This window comes from Streptococcus sp. P25B114, assembly GCF_053010325.1.
On record NZ_JBRKNW010000017.1, the window covers coordinates 1 to 16,030 of the forward strand.

Here is a 16,030-nt window from a genome sequence, read left to right on the forward strand (position 1 = left end):
ATAGCGAAGATTTTGTGGTATACTAGTCATGAGAAGATTTCCTTTTTGATGAGTAGGTGGTACTCTTATCATATCAGGGAATCTTCTTTTTGACTTCTAGAAGTCTCACATCTATTGTAACGCTACAAGAGCAACTCAGCTATTTCTCAAATCAGTTGACAAAAAGGTCATTCCTTGATAGAATGGTTAAGGTCCAGAAGGACACATCTAGCTTTTTCTTGGTTACAGGTCGCCAACCTGTCACTCGGATTAGGCTCAAATACAAAGGAGAACATATCATGGCAATCTCAAAAGAGAAAAAAAATGAAATCATGGCACAATATGCTCGTCATGAAGGCGACACAGGTTCAGTTGAAGTACAAGTAGCTGTACTTACTTGGGAAATCAACCACCTTAACGACCACATCAAACAACACAAAAAAGACCACGCAACTTACCGTGGTTTGATGAAAAAAATCGGTCGCCGTCGTAACTTGTTGGCATACCTACGCCGCACAGACGTAAACCGTTACCGTGAATTGATTCACTCACTCGGACTCCGTCGTTAATCAAGATGTGAGAGCGTTAAGAAAGTCCAGCAAAAATAGGAATTCATCGCAGTGTGCTTTAGCACACAAGTTGAATTATCTTTTTTGCCAGACTTTTAGCTCGAACTCAATTCAGCAAGAGCCTGTTTTTCAGGTTCTTTTTTGTTTTCCCGTTTTCTCTTTTTTCCGAGTTTTTAGGCTGTGTTCGACTGCTCAAGATATAAAAGCGGTAAGAATGTCCAGCAAAAATAGGAATCCATCGTAGTGTGCTTTAACACATTTGCTACTTGTTAATCAAGATATGCTGTACCCTGCTGCTTCCCTTGGTTAAAGTCATAATTTCCTTCCTCATTTCCCCACATTTTCTATTAAATATGATAAAATAAAATTTAAGCGTGGTTTTGTGCAAAGCTGAATCCAGTAATACTATTGGGTTGAACTTTGTAGAAAACACGTAAACTAACAATTAGGAGAACTTTCATGTCAAAACAAGTATTTGAAACGGTTTTTGCTGGCAAAAAATTGGTCGTTGAAACTGGCCAGGTTGCCAAACAAGCCAACGGTGCGGTGGTCGTTCGCTATGGTGACTCCACAGTCTTGACTGCGGCGGTTATGTCCAAAAAAATGGCGACGGGAGACTTCTTCCCCCTCCAAGTCAACTATGAAGAGAAAATGTACGCTGCTGGGAAATTCCCAGGTGGCTGGATGAAACGTGAAGGGCGTCCGTCAACCGATGCGACCTTGACTGCTCGTTTGATTGACCGTCCGATTCGTCCAATGTTTGCGGAAGGCTTCCGCAACGAAGTCCAAGTCATCAACACAGTGCTTTCTTACGATCCAGATGCTTCTGCTCCAATGGCAGCTATGTTTGGTTCTTCATTGGCATTGGCAATCTCAGACATCCCATTCAACGGCCCAATCGCAGGTGTACAGGTCGGTTATGTCAATGGTGAACTCATCATCAACCCTGACAAGGCTCAGATGGAAGAATCATTCCTTGACCTGACAGTGGCTGGGAACAAGGACGCCATCAACATGGTAGAATCTGGTGCCAAAGAATTGTCAGAAGACATCATGTTGGAAGCTCTTTTGAAAGGTCATGCGGCCATTCAAGAACTCCTTGACTTCCAAAACCAAATCGTGGCAGCAGTCGGCAAGGAAAAAGCAGATGTGGAACTTCTTCAAGTGGATCCAGAATTGCAGGCTGAGATTGTTGCAGCATACAATGATGATTTGAAAAAAGCGGTGCAGGTTGAAGAAAAATTGGCCCGTGAAGATGCGACCAATGTGGTGCGTGAAACCGTCATCGCAGCCTACGAAGAAAAATACGCTGAACACGAAGAATTTGACCGCATCATGCGTGACGTTCATGAAATCTTGGAGCTCATGGAGCACGCAGAGGTTCGTCGTTTGATTACAGAGGACAAGGTCCGCCCAGACGGTCGCCGTGTCGATGAAATTCGTCCGCTAGATGCAGAAGTGGACTTCTTGCCAAACGTTCACGGCTCAGGCCTCTTTACCCGTGGTCAAACGCAAGCTCTTTCTGTCTTGACCTTGGCTCCAATGGGTGAAACTCAAATCATCGACGGTTTGGATGATGAGTACAAGAAACGCTTCTTGCACCACTACAACTTCCCACAATATTCAGTTGGTTCAACTGGTCGTTACGGTGCACCAGGTCGTCGTGAGATTGGTCACGGGGCCCTTGGTGAGCGTGCCCTTGAGCAAGTCTTGCCAAGCCTAGATGACTTCCCTTACGCGATCCGCTTGGTAGCAGAAGTCTTGGAGTCAAACGGTTCTTCCTCACAGGCTTCTATCACAGCTGGTACCCTTGCCCTCATGGCAGGTGGTGTGCCAATCAAGGCACCAGTTGCAGGGATTGCCATGGGTCTGATTTCAGACGGTACCAACTACACCGTCTTGACCGATATTCAAGGTCTTGAGGACCACTTTGGCGACATGGACTTCAAGGTGGCTGGTACCCGTGATGGTATCACAGCTCTTCAAATGGACATCAAGATTGACGGTATCACACCGCAAATCTTGGAAGAAGCCTTGGCACAAGCTAAGAAAGCTCGTTTTGAAATCCTCGATGTCATCGAAGCGACGATCCCAGAAGTTCGTCCTGACTTGGCACCAACTGCACCGAAGATTGACACGATTAAGATTGATGTCGATAAGATCAAGATTGTTATCGGTAAGGGTGGCGAAACCATCGATAAGATTATTGCAGAAACTGGCGTGAAAATCGATATCGACGAAGACGGTCTTGTGGCCATCTTCTCACCAGATCGCGATGCGATTGAACGGACCAAAGAAATCATCGCAGGTCTTGTTCGCGAGGCAAAAGTGGACGAAGTCTTCCAAGCAAAAGTCGTTCGTTTGGAGAAATTCGGTGCCTTTGTCAACCTCTTTGACAAGACAGATGCCTTGGTTCACGTTTCTGAAATGGCTTGGACCCGTGTCAATAAACCAGAAGATTTGGTTGAAATTGGTGATATTGTTGATGTCAAAGTTATCAAGATTGATGATAAAGGACGTATTGACGCTTCTATGAAGGCTCTTCTTCCAAAACCAGAAGGCTATGTAGAGCCAGAAAAACGCGAGCGTTCTGACAGACCACGCCGTCATAAAGATCACGACAAAAAAGACTACAAAGAGAAAAAAGACAACAACTTTGGTGAATTCAAATTCCACAAGGTTGAAAAGAAATAAGCTGATTAGACAAGTTCGGTAGCGGGCTTGTCTTCTCGCTAGAAGGAGTGACTATGGGTTGGTGGAAGGACACCATTGAGATTGTAAAAGAAAAAGATCCGGCAGCACGGACCAGCTTGGAAGTTCTTTTGACCTACCCAGGTGTCAAGGCCTTGGCTGCCCACCGTTTGTCCCACTGGATGTGGAATAAAGGCTTTAAACTCTTGGCTCGGATGCACAGCCAATTTTGGCGCTTTTGGACCAATATCGAAATTCATCCAGGTGCCGAGATTGCTTCGGGAGTCTTCATTGACCATGGAGCTGGTTTGGTTATCGGAGAAACCGCCATTATTGAATCAGGTGTCATGCTTTACCACGGCGTAACGCTTGGTGGAACAGGAAAGGATACAGGCAAACGCCACCCGACTGTGCGAAAGGGTGCCCTTGTCTCTGCCCACGCTCAAGTCATTGGTCCCATTGAGATTGGAGAAAATGCTAAAGTGGGTGCAGCTGCCGTTGTCCTAGCTGATGTTCCAGCAGATGTGACAGTCGTCGGTATGCCTGCTAAAATTGTCCGTGTACATGGTCAAAAAGATGAGAAGGTCATTCATGACATGGAAGGTGGCCGTGAACACTACACCACCAAACTGGCAGAGTTAAGAGAGGCTAGTCACCGTTCGTCGCATTTGTAGGAAGAGGATAAAATGAAAGCATTTAAAGGAAGGAATTGGCTCTATCCAGTCAATCTGATTTTGGCCATTGTGTTGGCAGTTTTAAATTATAGCCAGGGGTCCTATGGGCTCGGTCATATCTGGGCTGCCTTGGCAATCTTTTGGGTGATCCGACTGGTGATGCTGTGGATCCAGCGGAAGAAAAAGTAGGAGTACGCATGATTAAAATTTACGATACCATGACCCGCAGTCTGCGTGACTTTGTGCCCTTGGAAGAGGGTAAGGTTAAGATGTATGTTTGCGGTCCGACGGTTTACAACTATATCCATATCGGTAATGCCCGTAGTGTCGTGGTTTTTGACACCATCCGTCGCTATTTTGAATACCGTGGCTATGATGTGACCTACATTTCAAACTTTACGGATGTGGATGACAAGATTATCAAAGCTGCTAATGAAGCTGGTATGACAACCAAGGAACTGTCTGATAAATTTATCGCAGCCTTCAAGGAAGATGTGGCAAAGTTAGGTGTCAAGCGAGCTACCAAAAACCCTCGGGTAATCGACTATATGGATGAAATCATTGCTTTTGTGCAGGTCTTGATTGATAAGGGTTACGCCTATGAAGCTTCTGGAGATGTTTATTTCCGTGTGGAAAAGGCTGAAAACTATGCTCGTTTGGCCAACAAAACCCTGTCTGACTTAGAAGCTGGGGCTTCTGGTCGGGTTGAGGGAGAAGGTCAACTCAAAGAACACCCTTTTGATTTTGCCCTGTGGAAAACTGCCAAGCCAGGTGAAGTATCTTGGGAAAGCCCTTGGGGAGCAGGTCGTCCAGGTTGGCATATCGAGTGTTCGGTTATGGCGACAGAGATTTTGGGAGATACCATTGATATTCACGGTGGTGGAGCGGACTTGGAATTCCCTCACCATACCAATGAAATCGCCCAGTCTGAGTGTAAGACAGGTCAGACTTTTGCGAATTATTGGATGCACAATGCCATGCTCAATATCAACGATGAGAAGATGTCCAAGTCCTTGGGCAATTTCCTGACAGCACATGATATGTTGGAACAAATTGATGGGCAGGTCTTGCGCTTCTTCCTATCTACCCAGCACTACCGCCGTCCACTCAACTACACTGAAAAGGCTATTTCAGATGCGGAAATCAATCTCAAATATCTGAAAAATACCTACACCCAGCCTTTGTCAGCTGTGTCAGATGAGACAGGTTTGCTTAAACATCTGGCAGCCTTTGAAGAGGCAATGGATGATGATTTCAATGCGGCAAATGGGATTACGGCTATCTTTGACTTTGCCAAATGGATCAACTCAGGCAATTACGATGAAGCTGTAAAAGAAGCCTTTGGCAAGATGCTCGCCGTCTTTGGTATTGTCTTTGAAGAAGAAGTCTTGGACAGCGAGATTGAAGCTTTGATAGCAGAACGTCAAGCAGCGCGTGCCAATCGGGACTTTGCGACGGCTGACCGTATTCGGGATCAATTGGCAGCCCAGGGAATCAAGCTCTTGGATACCAAGGATGGTGTGAGGTGGACTCGTGACTAAGTCAGTCGATGTCAATCTCATTAACGGTATCGCACTTGCTTTTGAGGGTGATGCGGTCTATTCCATGTATATCAGACGGCACTTGATTTTCAAGGGGCTGACCAAACCCAACAAACTGCACGGAGAGGCCAACAAATATGTCTCGGCCAAGGCTCAGGCAAGTCTGATCTCTGCCCTCTTAGAAGCTCAGCTATTGACCGAAAAAGAGGAAGAAATCTACAAGCGAGGCCGCAATGCCAATAGCCACACCAAGGCCAAGAATGCAGATGTAGTGACCTACCGGATGTCCACGGGCTTTGAGGCGGTCTTGGGCTATCTGCACATGACAGACCAAATTCAGCGGCTGGAAGAATTAATCGCCTGGAGTATCGCGCAGGTGGAGAGTGACTAGGGACTATTTCATGGAGGCAAGTGTGGATAAGAATAAGTTAAAGCAATATTTTCCGACGGCATCACTTGCTGATTCTCCTCAAAAAAGGGAGGGGATGGCTAGTTTGAGCTTGGGAGAACGATTTTTCTTGAATCTAGAATTAAACAGTCTGACAGATAGAGAGCGCTATTTGTTGGAACTTCTGCAGGAAAATCAGGACAATATTCCTCGCGCTCCGTGGCAAGATTTTTTTGATGGACAAGGTCCGATGCCGACTTCGGTTGGGCAGTTGCAGGTCCTTCAAATAAAGTTATGGTCCAATCCCAGCGAGGAGGTTGTGCAGGCCTGGTTAGAATTCATGGAAACCTTGTTACCGAATTTGGTTAGTCACTATGCCTCAGCATCGGATTATTTTGTATTTATCATGGACCAGCGTCCTTTTATTGACTATCAGGAGATTCTCAGAGATACAATTGGAGTCATGGAATATGACTTTGGCATAAAGATGACTGCTTTTCTGGGGCAAATTTGGCCGGGTCAGGTTCAAGAATGGTGGCCAGATGCCATAAGGGCTGAAATGGATTTATTCCGTAGTTGGATGCAAAAGAATCTTTCTGCTAGCTTTTTAACCTTTAGTCAATTGTTCTTTTTGGATGGGGCTAAGGACAAGGCGATCATGCGCATTTTATCGGATATGATTGCGAAACATGAGATGGAAGATGTAATTCGTGCACTTTGGGACAATGGTGCAGTGTTGACCAAGGCGGCGCAAAGTTTGTTTGTTCATAGGAATACCTTGCTGTACCGATTGGACAAATGGTTCGAATTGACAGGCTTGCAGCTGAGGGAATTGACGGATTTGGCGCTCCTATACTATATAGTGGAGAGCCAGGTATTGGGATGATGACGAGGTCAGAAAGGATCCTGACGCACCTGTGAGGGTACCTGAGATGTTGGATGCGCCGCCCAACCGCTATCATTGTATGTTGAATTGAGCCTTCTGGAGAAATCCGAGGGCTTTTTGTGTATAAGTCGATTGGGGATAAATGGCAAGAGTAAATAGAGTCATTTTAATAAATCAAAGAAAAATTTGCCCACCAACTTTACCAAACTTAACCGAATTTAACCGAATAAAAAATCAAAAAAGCCCGAAAAATCGAGCTTTTGACTTGTATAAATTCGGATAAAATCCTATAATAAAGGCGGTAGACGGATTTGAACCGACGATCAAGCTTTTGCAGAGCCGTGCCTTACCACTTGGCTATACCGCCATAACAAAGAATATTGTACCTTAAAAAGCGAAAAGGGTCAAGTGGTAAAATCAATATTTAGATATTATTGAAAAAGGAAATTGGCGTTTGAAAGTATGTCGTATGTAGAGAGTCCGAGAGTTTAACAAAAGATTTCGATCTTTAGTCGGTGCATATTTTATTTTGGGGGTTAGAATGAAAAAACATTTTTTACTAGGTCTGGTGTGCTTGATGACTTTATCGGCTTGTACTCAATCCAACATTCCGGTTGAAACAGAGAACTCTTCTTCGACAAGTCAGGAAAGTTCGACCAGTTCAAGTGAGCTAAAGATAGACGATAAAGAGTTGTATCAGGCAGTCTTTGCTGACTATCAGAAAATTGTGGAATTTGCAGCTACAGCTGATCCAAGTAATGTAGATGGTGTGCTAACGGTATTGAATGAACTTCAGTTTCCGATGAATTCTTGGGTGGTGGAAAGTGCAATAAATTCTTCGGACTCCATTAGATATGCCTTTTATGATTTCAATAACGATGGTCAAAATGAATTATTTTTCGGGTCAGAAAATCCAGATGGCTCTATGTTTGTGACGGGTTTTTATGGGATATTTGCTGACCAGGTATCATTGTTAGCCGAAGGTTTTGTGGCTGGAGTTGGTGGTGCAAGAAGTGCCATGGTTCTCTTCCAAGGTGGGGAATATGTGAGTTACGGATGGTACTCTGGAACAGGCGAGGCTGTCGGTACACTGAATCGGATTGATGAAATGGGTCAATTGATAGAAGGCACTCCGATCGATTTTCATATGAGAGATGAATTGGTTTCCGTTTTTGGAAAGACAGAGTCAGACATTTTGAATCCCAATCAATTTGATTGGGAAGAATTTGAGATTGATAGAATAGAATCAGAAACAGAAACGAGTAGTTCCGACCAAACTGATGGAGTCCAGTCCATGAATTTGGAACAAATCCAAGCTGGAAATTTTGCTAGTTTAGAAGGAGAATGGGTCAATGCGCGTGGAGATAAGATGGAGATTGATAGCCAGGGGAATGTCTCTTATAATGATGATCAATTTGTTGGCTTTATTGATTTAAAATATCATAAAGTTGAAGGGGCTATCCTAATTGTAAGTATTACCGATCCGAATGGTCGGGCCTCTGCTAGTGTACCGACCTTATTGATTCCAAAAGGAGTGCAGAATACCTATGGATTTTTAGAAGGGCATAGCGATCAGACGGACACCAGCAAGGATAGGATGTTCAGTACGCAAAGTGTTACGACGACTGAAGACTTTAGTAAAGGTGTCTTTTATCGAGTAGACGATTAGGAGAGACGGAATGAAAAAGAATAGACTCATTTTGGGATTGCTTTTGGGGGCTAGTGTTGGCTTATTGGTGGCATGTGGTCATCAGAAACAGGAGGCGACCTCAACCTCTTCGTCGACTTCATCTTCTCGTTCTAGCTCGACAAGCACGAGTTTCAGTACATCAACTACAAGTTCCACGACCAGTAGTTCAAGTAGCCAGGCTGGTCCCTGGGATGCTGATAAGACAGAGGCGTTAAGGAATTTCGTGATTGAACAATGGGGACCATCCTTCTCGCCACCTCAGTACTATTTATCCTATCATCCAAGAAATGAGGGAAGCTTTTTTGGGGTGAGCTTGCCGTCAGGGGTTCTAAGTGGTCCTGGTCAGCAAATGACACCCGATTTTCAAGGGGAGGCTCCGGAATTGGTTTGGAGCGAGAACGGTCAAGTTGGAGCGGGGCAGACAGCCGTGGTCGGAATCTATTCAGATATTGAAGCATCAAAATCCCAATTAGCCCACCTCTATCTCTTTACTATCAAGGATGGTCAGGTGATTGCTTGGATTACCGAGCAAAATCAGGGCAATCCAGAAAAACGTTTGTATTTCCGACCAACTAAAAACCGGGAATTACAAGCTTTCTTTGAAAACTTGGTTCTCGGTGGTTCAGCAGTGGCAACTGAAACTAGCTCAGCAACTGTTCCTAATACGTCTGTAGACACCAAGAATTTGACCGTCGAGCAGGCAGCTAATTGGGCCAAGGCACATCGCGCATCAGAATATGGAAGTCCGTATAACAAATCGGATTTCATCTCACAAGTAATTACTAACAATCAATCATCGGATGGTTTGGCCTACATTGAAGTTCGAGAAGACCATAATAGTGCAAATATGCAGGCAGCTGGAGCGGATAGGAGTGTTTCCTCTGGAGCAACCTTCTACCGTGTCAATGCTAATGGTCAATTAGAGAAAATGGATGTTGTGGCAGGGTCCTATTCTGTTGTTGCAGAAACATACTTTGAATAGAAAAAGTACCGATTTTTGACGAATTTATCTACTATTTTACTTGAAAATAGGCAGGTATTCTGATATACTAATAGAGTTGCTGTGCAACAAATACTCATCTCGGACCAATTGTGGTCTTGTTGCCAAAAGGTTGGGCTGCAAGTCGAAGTTCGGGAGAGGAGAAAAAACAAAAAGGAGAAATACTCATGGCAGTAATTTCAATGAAACAACTTCTTGAGGCTGGTGTACACTTCGGTCACCAAACTCGTCGCTGGAATCCTAAGATGGCTAAGTACATCTTCACAGAGCGTAACGGTATCCACGTTATCGACTTGCAACAAACTGTAAAATTGGCTGACCAAGCTTACGAATTCATCCGTGACGCTGCAGCAAACGACGCAGTTATCTTGTTCGTAGGTACTAAAAAACAAGCTGCTGAAGCTGTTAAAGACGAAGCTATCCGTGCTGGTCAATACTTCATCAACCACCGTTGGTTGGGTGGAACTCTTACAAACTGGGGTACAATCCAAAAACGTATCGCTCGTTTGAAAGAAATCAACCGCATGGAAGAAGATGGAACTTTCGAAGTACTTCCTAAGAAAGAAGTAGCATTGTTGAACAAACAACGTGCTCGTCTTGAAAAATTCTTGGGCGGTATCGCTGACATGCCACGCATTCCAGATGTAATGTTCGTAGTTGACCCACACAAAGAGCAAATCGCTGTTAAAGAAGCTAAAAAATTGGGTATCCCAGTTGTAGCGATGGTTGACACAAACACAGATCCAGATGATATCGATGTAATCATCCCAGCTAACGATGACGCTATCCGTGCTGTTAAATTGATCACAGCTAAAATGGCTGACGCAATCATCGAAGGTAACCAAGGTGAAGACAGCGTGGCAGCAGTTGAAGCTGAATTGGCAGCTGAACCAGCATCTACAGAATCAATCGAAGAATTGGTTGAAGTAGTAGAAGGTAAATAATCTAAGTAACGAGGACGTTAAGAAAAGCCTTAGATTTATCTAAATTCTAGCTTTTTAGTCCGAGTACATTCTACATCATTTATCAAACACAAAAAACAATCCTAGAGGGGCAGGGCTGAGCCCGCTCCCTCTATTTTTATAAAAAACAAACAAGGAGAATAGACATGGCAGAAATTACAGCAGCTCTCGTTAAAGAATTGCGTGAAAAATCAGGTGCTGGCGTTATGGACGCGAAAAAAGCATTGGTTGAAACTGAAGGTGATATCGAAAAAGCGATTGAATTGCTTCGCGAAAAAGGTATGGCTAAGGCAGCTAAGAAAGCTGACCGTGTAGCAGCTGAAGGTTTGACTGGTGTTTACGTTGATGGTAACGTAGCAGCAGTTGTTGAAGTGAACGCTGAAACAGACTTCGTTGCGAAAAACGCTCAATTCGTTGAATTGGTAAACACTACTGCTAAAGTAATTGCAGAAGGTAAACCAGCTGACAACGAAGCAGCTCTTAAATTGACAATGCCTTCAGGTGAAACGCTTGAAGAAGCATACGTGAACGCAACTGCAACAATCGGTGAGAAAATCTCATTCCGTCGCTTTGCTTTGGTTGAAAAAACAGATGCTCAAGCATTTGGTGCATACCAACACAACGGCGGCCGTATCGGTGTTATCTCAGTTGTTGAAGGTGGCGACGAAACTCTTGCAAAACAAATCTCAATGCACATCGCTGCAATGAAACCAACTGTTCTTTCTTACACTGAATTGGATGAGCAATTTGTTAAAGATGAGTTGGCACAAATCAACCACAAAATCGAACAAGATAACGAAAGCCGTGCAATGGTTGACAAACCAGCATTGCCACTCTTGCAATATGGTTCAAAAGCTCAATTGACTGACGAAGTGATTGCAGCAGCTGAAGAAGCTATCAAAGCAGAATTGGCAGCAGAAGGCAAACCAGAAAAAATCTGGGACAAAATCATCCCAGGTAAAATGGACCGCTTCATGCTTGACAACACTCAAGTTGACCAAGCTTACACACTTCTTGCACAAGTTTACATCATGGACGACAGCAAAACAGTTGAAGCTTACTTGAACTCAGTAAACGCTTCTGTTGTAGAATTTGCTCGTTTCGAAGTGGGTGAAGGTATCGAGAAAGCTTCAAATGACTTTGAAGCAGAAGTTGCAGCGACAATGGCAGCAGCTCTTGGTAAATAAGAATAAAGATTACAAAGCAGGTTAGTTGAACTAGCCTGCTTTTCTTATCCTTTGCATCTCTGGTCCATGCTTCTCCATTCTTGATAAGAGAAATGTGGCTCTTAATGGAAATTTATCACAGTCTGGGGACTGGGAGGTTGGAAGAAATATGGTAATCCTGTTGGCTACAACAAGTCGATAATTGAATTCAGTTATTGGCTTGTTTGCAAGTCAATAGGCAGATAATCTTCGCGGAAGCTTTTCACCCGTCAAGATAAGTTGATAATCTATAATATGATTTTTGGAGGTTTTCCATGTCTGGAAGTCTCTTAGAAGAAAAGAACACCACAATTGGCACGTCAATTGTGGTGTGTTTTTATCATGAAATATGTGTGTGATTATACCAAACCTTGGGCAATCATCGTATCAGCGATTTGCTCAAAGGCTGCGATGTTAGCACCTGCAAGATAGTCTGTACCAAGGTCGTATTTCTCAGCAGTTTCTTTGGCAGTCTTGAAGATGTTGGCCATGATGTCTTTGAGGCGACCGTCAACTTCTTCGCGTGTCCATGACAAGCGGAGGCTGTTTTGGCTCATTTCAAGGGCAGATACGGCTACACCACCAGCGTTGGCAGCTTTAGCAAGACCGTAAAGCACACCGTTTTCTTTGTAAACTTTGATTGCGTCAAGGTCAGATGGCATGTTAGCACCTTCAGCAACACAGTAAACACCATTTTTCACCAAGGCAGCAGCTTGCTCGCCGTTGATTTCGTTTTGAGTCGCACATGGAAGGGCAATGTCAGCCTTGCCATCGTAGTTCCATACAGAACCTTCGAAGTACTTAGCAGTTGCTTTTTCTGCAGCGTATTCTGTCAAACGAGCACGGCGTTTTTCTTTGATGTCCACCAAGAGGTCGAAGTCGATTCCAGTTTCGTCAATGATGTAACCATTTGAGTCTGAAACAGAAATAACTTTTGCACCAAGTTCAGTCGCTTTTTGAACAGCATATTGGGCAACGTTACCAGAACCTGAGATAAGGACAGTTTGGTCTTTGAAGGATTTACCGTTTGCTGCCAACATGTTATCAGTGAAGTAAACCAAGCCGTAACCAGTTGCTTCTGGACGGATGAGAGACCCACCGAAGCCGAGCGGCTTACCAGTCAAGACACCAGCATCAAATTGGCGAAGGCGTTTGTACTGACCGTACATGTAGCCGATCTCACGGCCACCAACACCGATATCACCAGCTGGAACGTCAAGGGATGGTCCGATGTGTTTTTGCAATTCAGTCATGAAGCTTTGGCAGAAACGCATGATTTCAGCGTCTGTTTTTCCTTTCGGATCGAAGTCAGATCCACCTTTACCACCACCGATTGGCAGTCCAGTCAAGACGTTTTTGAAGATTTGCTCGAAACCGAGGAACTTCAAGATGGATTGGTTTACAGTTGGGTGGAAGCGAAGACCGCCCTTGTAAGGACCTACAGCTGAGTTGAACTGAACACGGTAGCCACGGTTAACTTGGACATTTCCATCTTTGTCAGTCCAAGGAACACGGAAGCTGATTACACGTTCTGGCTCAACGATACGAGCCAGGATGTTTTCTTCGATGTATTCTGGATGTGCTTCAAAAACAGGCTCAAGTGTTGAGAAGAGTTCTTCAACCGCTTGGAGGAATTCTGTTTCGTGAGGGTTGCGGGCTTTGACTGCTTCAAAAGAAGCTTGAATATAAGCTTTTGCATTTGTCATAGGAGTCACCTGATTTCTTTATTTATTATTAAATTGTCTGACAATTTAATTTATCTGAAAATTATTATAGCACTATGATTTTTAAATGTAAAGAAGAAAATGCAAAAATTTTTAAAAATTTTCAAAATTCCCTGATAAAAGCCGAACAATGGCAGTAAATAGGGAAAATCCGTATGTTTTCTATGGTATAATCAAGCTAGAAAACGCAAAAAGGAGTTATAGAATGGTTTCAACAGCGACGACATTGGGTGGATTTTCTTTTGACAATTGTTTGATGAATGCGGCAGGTGTCTGGTGCATGAACAAGGAAGAGTTGGATGGTGTGAAAAACTCAGCAGCAGGAACCTTTGTCACCAAGACCGCTACACTGGAATACCGGGAGGGGAATCCAGAGCCGCGCTACAAAAATGTACCGCTGGGGTCTATTAATTCCATGGGCTTGCCCAATCAAGGCCTAGATTATTATTTAGATTATCTTTTGGAGTTACAGGAAGAAGAACCAGAACGTACCTTTGTTCTTTCATTAGTAGGCATGTCGCCAGATGAGATCCACACCATTCTCAAAAAAGTGCAGGATAGTGCCTTTCAAGGGTTAGTTGAGCTCAATCTTTCTTGTCCGAATGTTCCGGGGAAACCGCAGATTGCCTATGATTTTGAAACGACAGAAACCATCTTGCGGGAAGTCTTTGCCTATTTCACCAAACCGCTGGGCATCAAGTTGCCACCTTATTTTGATATTGTACATTTTGACCAGGCTTCTGCGATTTTCAATCAATTTCCGCTCAAGTTTGTCAACTGTGTGAATTCGATTGGCAACGGTCTTTATATAGAAGATGAGAGCGTGATTATCAAGCCTAAAAATGGATTTGGTGGTATCGGTGGCGAATACATCAAGCCGACTGCTTTGGCAAACGTCCATGCCTTTTACCAACGCCTTAAGCCAGAAATTCAAATCGTAGGAACGGGTGGTGTCTTGACAGGACGCGATGCCTTTGAACACATTCTCTGCGGTGCCAGCATGGTTCAAATCGGGACAACTCTGCAAAAAGAAGGGCTAGCAGCCTTTGACCGCATTACCCAAGAACTCCGAGACATTATGGCTGAAAAAGGCTATGAAACCATTGAAGATTTCCGTGGGAAATTGCACCATTTGGATGACCTTACGTAAAAAAGAAACAGTAAAAGAGTTTGGGGCTTCCAAACTCTTTTACTTACGGTTAAAATAATTAAACAAATCACCGATGGTTTTTTGGTGCATATTCACTAGCTCCTGGCCATCAAGGGTGACACTTTCAATCACGAAGAAATCCTGTAGTTGCGGAACTTCCCGAGATTGGAGCATCAGAAATTCTTCTGGACTTTCATACTGCTTTTCTGATGGATGGGCAATTTGTGATTGATAATACCGAATGTGTAACATAATAGACCTCCGTTCGTGACTGCTTGGGACTCAAGCACCTCCAGTCGAGTTTTATCTATCTCTTGTCATATCACTAATTAGTTATTGTTCAACACTTTTAACCGATGAAAAATCCTAATAGCATAACGGCGATAACTAGTAGTGGAGACGGGATGCGTTTGGATAGGAGGAGTAGGGTTGCCAGAATACAGATGAAGCACTCCCCTCCTGATGATAGGCCCTGCAACTGATTCAAAGCTGTCCAGCTGATGATGGCAGCGACCGACCAGGAGATGCCCTTTAAGAATGAGGAAACATAATGTAACTGACGATAAACCTGCCAAAGGGGGGTTGCGAAATAGACTAGCAGGATTCCAGGAAGGAAAATGAGTCCTCCACCCAATAGGCCAGCTAGGAATTTTACCACTATTCCTCCTGTCACAGAGCGGGCAGCGACAAAGGAAGCAAAGCTGAAGAGTGGCCCAGGAACTGCCTGATCCAAGCTATAGCCCGCTAGAAAATCGGCCTGGCTGAGAAAGCCTTCTTGTTTGACCAGGTCTTGAATCATTAGCGGAATCATGATTTGTCCACCGCCAATGATGGAATAGCCATAGCGATAAATAGATGCAAACAAGCGACTATCGCCACCAAAATAGTTTGCCATTGCAGAAAATAGAATAGCTAGGATGATAATGGTGGCTGGCAATTGCCATCTGACTTTGCTGGTTTTGGGGATATTTTGCAATTCTTGTCCGGCTTGCCCCCAGACGGGCACCAAGCCTGCTAGACCTCCTGCAAGTAGAAGCAAGAGAATAGACCAGCTAGAAAGTGGAATAAGAACAAAACTCAGAAGATAGAAAGAGATATATAGGATGAGGTCTTTTTTGGAGGTGACGACCTTCCTGGTCAGTTGAATGGCTGCGTAGAGAATGAAGGAGACCGCTACGGCAGGTAAGAAAATCAGTAGCTTGTTCCAAGCCTGGTTTTGAGCTACCCATTCCAGACCGATTCCTAAGCTGGTCATGATGATTAAGGCAGGAAGAATCCAGATGAGAAAGCTAGCCAAGGCAATCCATGGCCCGCCTAGCCGATAGCCGATAGCAGTAATTGTTTGTGTGCTGGAAGGTCCAGGCAAGAGCGAAAAAATTCCGATGAGTTCCGTCATCTCCTCCTGGCTGATATACTTCTTTTTGTCAATCAATTCCCTGCTAAAGACACCGTAGTGAGCTTCGGGCCCGCCGTAGGAGGCTAGTGAACAGAGAAAGACATCTTTTAAAAATTGTTTGTTTTGTATGTGTTGCGGCATAGTGTTCTCCAAATCTATTCTTATTTCAGTCTAT

15 protein-coding genes and 1 tRNA gene are annotated in these 16,030 nt (G+C 44.1%); 12 read left to right on the top strand and 4 right to left on the bottom strand.

Annotated elements, in window-relative coordinates; translation table 11 throughout:
* Positions 1–278: 278 nt before the first annotated feature.
* The 7 genes from rpsO (at position 279) to ACVC7T_RS08540 (ending at position 6,728) form a co-directional block, all read left to right on the top strand.
* The gene (rpsO, locus tag ACVC7T_RS08510) at positions 279–548 is read left to right on the top strand and encodes a 30S ribosomal protein S15 (RefSeq protein ID WP_002938849.1); all 270 of its coding nucleotides are present in this window, start codon (positions 279–281) and stop codon (positions 546–548) included.
* A 459-nt stretch (positions 549–1,007) separates the two neighbouring features.
* Positions 1,008–3,242 (top strand): polyribonucleotide nucleotidyltransferase, encoded by a 2,235-nt coding sequence (gene pnp, locus ACVC7T_RS08515; RefSeq protein ID WP_447262784.1) that lies wholly within the window; start codon positions 1,008–1,010, stop codon positions 3,240–3,242.
* A gap of 53 nt (positions 3,243–3,295) precedes the next feature.
* Positions 3,296–3,913, top strand: a complete 618-nt coding sequence (gene cysE, locus ACVC7T_RS08520; protein ID WP_447262785.1) for a serine O-acetyltransferase — start codon at positions 3,296–3,298, stop codon at positions 3,911–3,913.
* A 12-nt stretch (positions 3,914–3,925) separates the two neighbouring features.
* Positions 3,926–4,102 carry a hypothetical protein gene (locus ACVC7T_RS08525; RefSeq protein WP_447262786.1) on the top strand — a complete coding sequence of 59 codons (177 nt, stop codon included), beginning with the start codon at positions 3,926–3,928 and terminating at the stop codon, positions 4,100–4,102.
* An 8-nt stretch (positions 4,103–4,110) separates the two neighbouring features.
* The gene (gene cysS / locus ACVC7T_RS08530; RefSeq protein ID WP_447262787.1) at positions 4,111–5,454 is read left to right on the top strand and encodes a cysteine--tRNA ligase; all 1,344 of its coding nucleotides are present in this window, start codon (positions 4,111–4,113) and stop codon (positions 5,452–5,454) included.
* Positions 5,447–5,845 carry a Mini-ribonuclease 3 gene (locus ACVC7T_RS08535; protein ID WP_172021122.1) on the top strand — a complete coding sequence of 133 codons (399 nt, stop codon included), beginning with the start codon at positions 5,447–5,449 and terminating at the stop codon, positions 5,843–5,845. The genes cysS and ACVC7T_RS08535 overlap by 8 nt, the downstream gene beginning before the upstream one ends.
* A gap of 22 nt (positions 5,846–5,867) precedes the next feature.
* Positions 5,868–6,728 carry a helix-turn-helix domain-containing protein gene (locus tag ACVC7T_RS08540; RefSeq protein WP_161943060.1) on the top strand — a complete coding sequence of 287 codons (861 nt, stop codon included), beginning with the start codon at positions 5,868–5,870 and terminating at the stop codon, positions 6,726–6,728.
* 296 nt (positions 6,729–7,024) lie between these two features.
* On the opposite strand, the gene ACVC7T_RS08545 is transcribed toward ACVC7T_RS08540, so the two are convergent.
* Positions 7,025–7,095, bottom strand: a tRNA-Cys gene (locus ACVC7T_RS08545).
* A gap of 174 nt (positions 7,096–7,269) precedes the next feature.
* Here ACVC7T_RS08545 and ACVC7T_RS08550 point away from each other — a divergent pair.
* From ACVC7T_RS08550 to tsf, 4 genes are all read left to right on the top strand, one after another.
* Positions 7,270–8,397 (top strand): DUF6287 domain-containing protein, encoded by a 1,128-nt coding sequence (locus tag ACVC7T_RS08550; RefSeq protein ID WP_447262788.1) that lies wholly within the window; start codon positions 7,270–7,272, stop codon positions 8,395–8,397.
* 10 nt (positions 8,398–8,407) lie between these two features.
* Positions 8,408–9,400, top strand: coding sequence for a DUF4767 domain-containing protein (locus ACVC7T_RS08555; protein WP_447262789.1), 993 nt, complete (start codon positions 8,408–8,410; stop codon positions 9,398–9,400).
* A 185-nt stretch (positions 9,401–9,585) separates the two neighbouring features.
* Positions 9,586–10,362, top strand: a complete 777-nt coding sequence (gene rpsB, locus ACVC7T_RS08560; protein WP_012775356.1) for a 30S ribosomal protein S2 — start codon at positions 9,586–9,588, stop codon at positions 10,360–10,362.
* 164 nt (positions 10,363–10,526) lie between these two features.
* Positions 10,527–11,567 carry a translation elongation factor Ts gene (gene tsf, locus ACVC7T_RS08565; RefSeq protein ID WP_172028524.1) on the top strand — a complete coding sequence of 347 codons (1,041 nt, stop codon included), beginning with the start codon at positions 10,527–10,529 and terminating at the stop codon, positions 11,565–11,567.
* A gap of 377 nt (positions 11,568–11,944) precedes the next feature.
* Here the strand turns inward: tsf and gdhA are convergent, their stop codons facing one another.
* Positions 11,945–13,291 carry an NADP-specific glutamate dehydrogenase gene (gene gdhA, locus ACVC7T_RS08570; RefSeq protein WP_447262790.1) on the bottom strand — a complete coding sequence of 449 codons (1,347 nt, stop codon included), beginning with the start codon at positions 13,289–13,291 and terminating at the stop codon, positions 11,945–11,947.
* A 223-nt stretch (positions 13,292–13,514) separates the two neighbouring features.
* On the opposite strand from gdhA, the gene ACVC7T_RS08575 reads away from it, so the two are divergent.
* Positions 13,515–14,459: a dihydroorotate oxidase gene (locus ACVC7T_RS08575; RefSeq protein WP_447262791.1), complete on the top strand. Its 945-nt coding sequence runs from the start codon at positions 13,515–13,517 to the stop codon at positions 14,457–14,459.
* A 39-nt stretch (positions 14,460–14,498) separates the two neighbouring features.
* On the opposite strand, the gene ACVC7T_RS08580 is transcribed toward ACVC7T_RS08575, so the two are convergent.
* Both ACVC7T_RS08580 and ACVC7T_RS08585 read right to left on the bottom strand, forming a co-directional pair.
* Positions 14,499–14,711, bottom strand: coding sequence for a hypothetical protein (locus ACVC7T_RS08580; RefSeq protein ID WP_172079308.1), 213 nt, complete (start codon positions 14,709–14,711; stop codon positions 14,499–14,501).
* Positions 14,712–14,808: 97 nt separating this feature from the next.
* Entirely contained in the window at positions 14,809–15,996 is a 1,188-nt protein-coding gene (locus tag ACVC7T_RS08585) for a chromate transporter (RefSeq protein ID WP_447262792.1), read from the bottom strand.
* Positions 15,997–16,030: the final 34 nt, after the last annotated feature.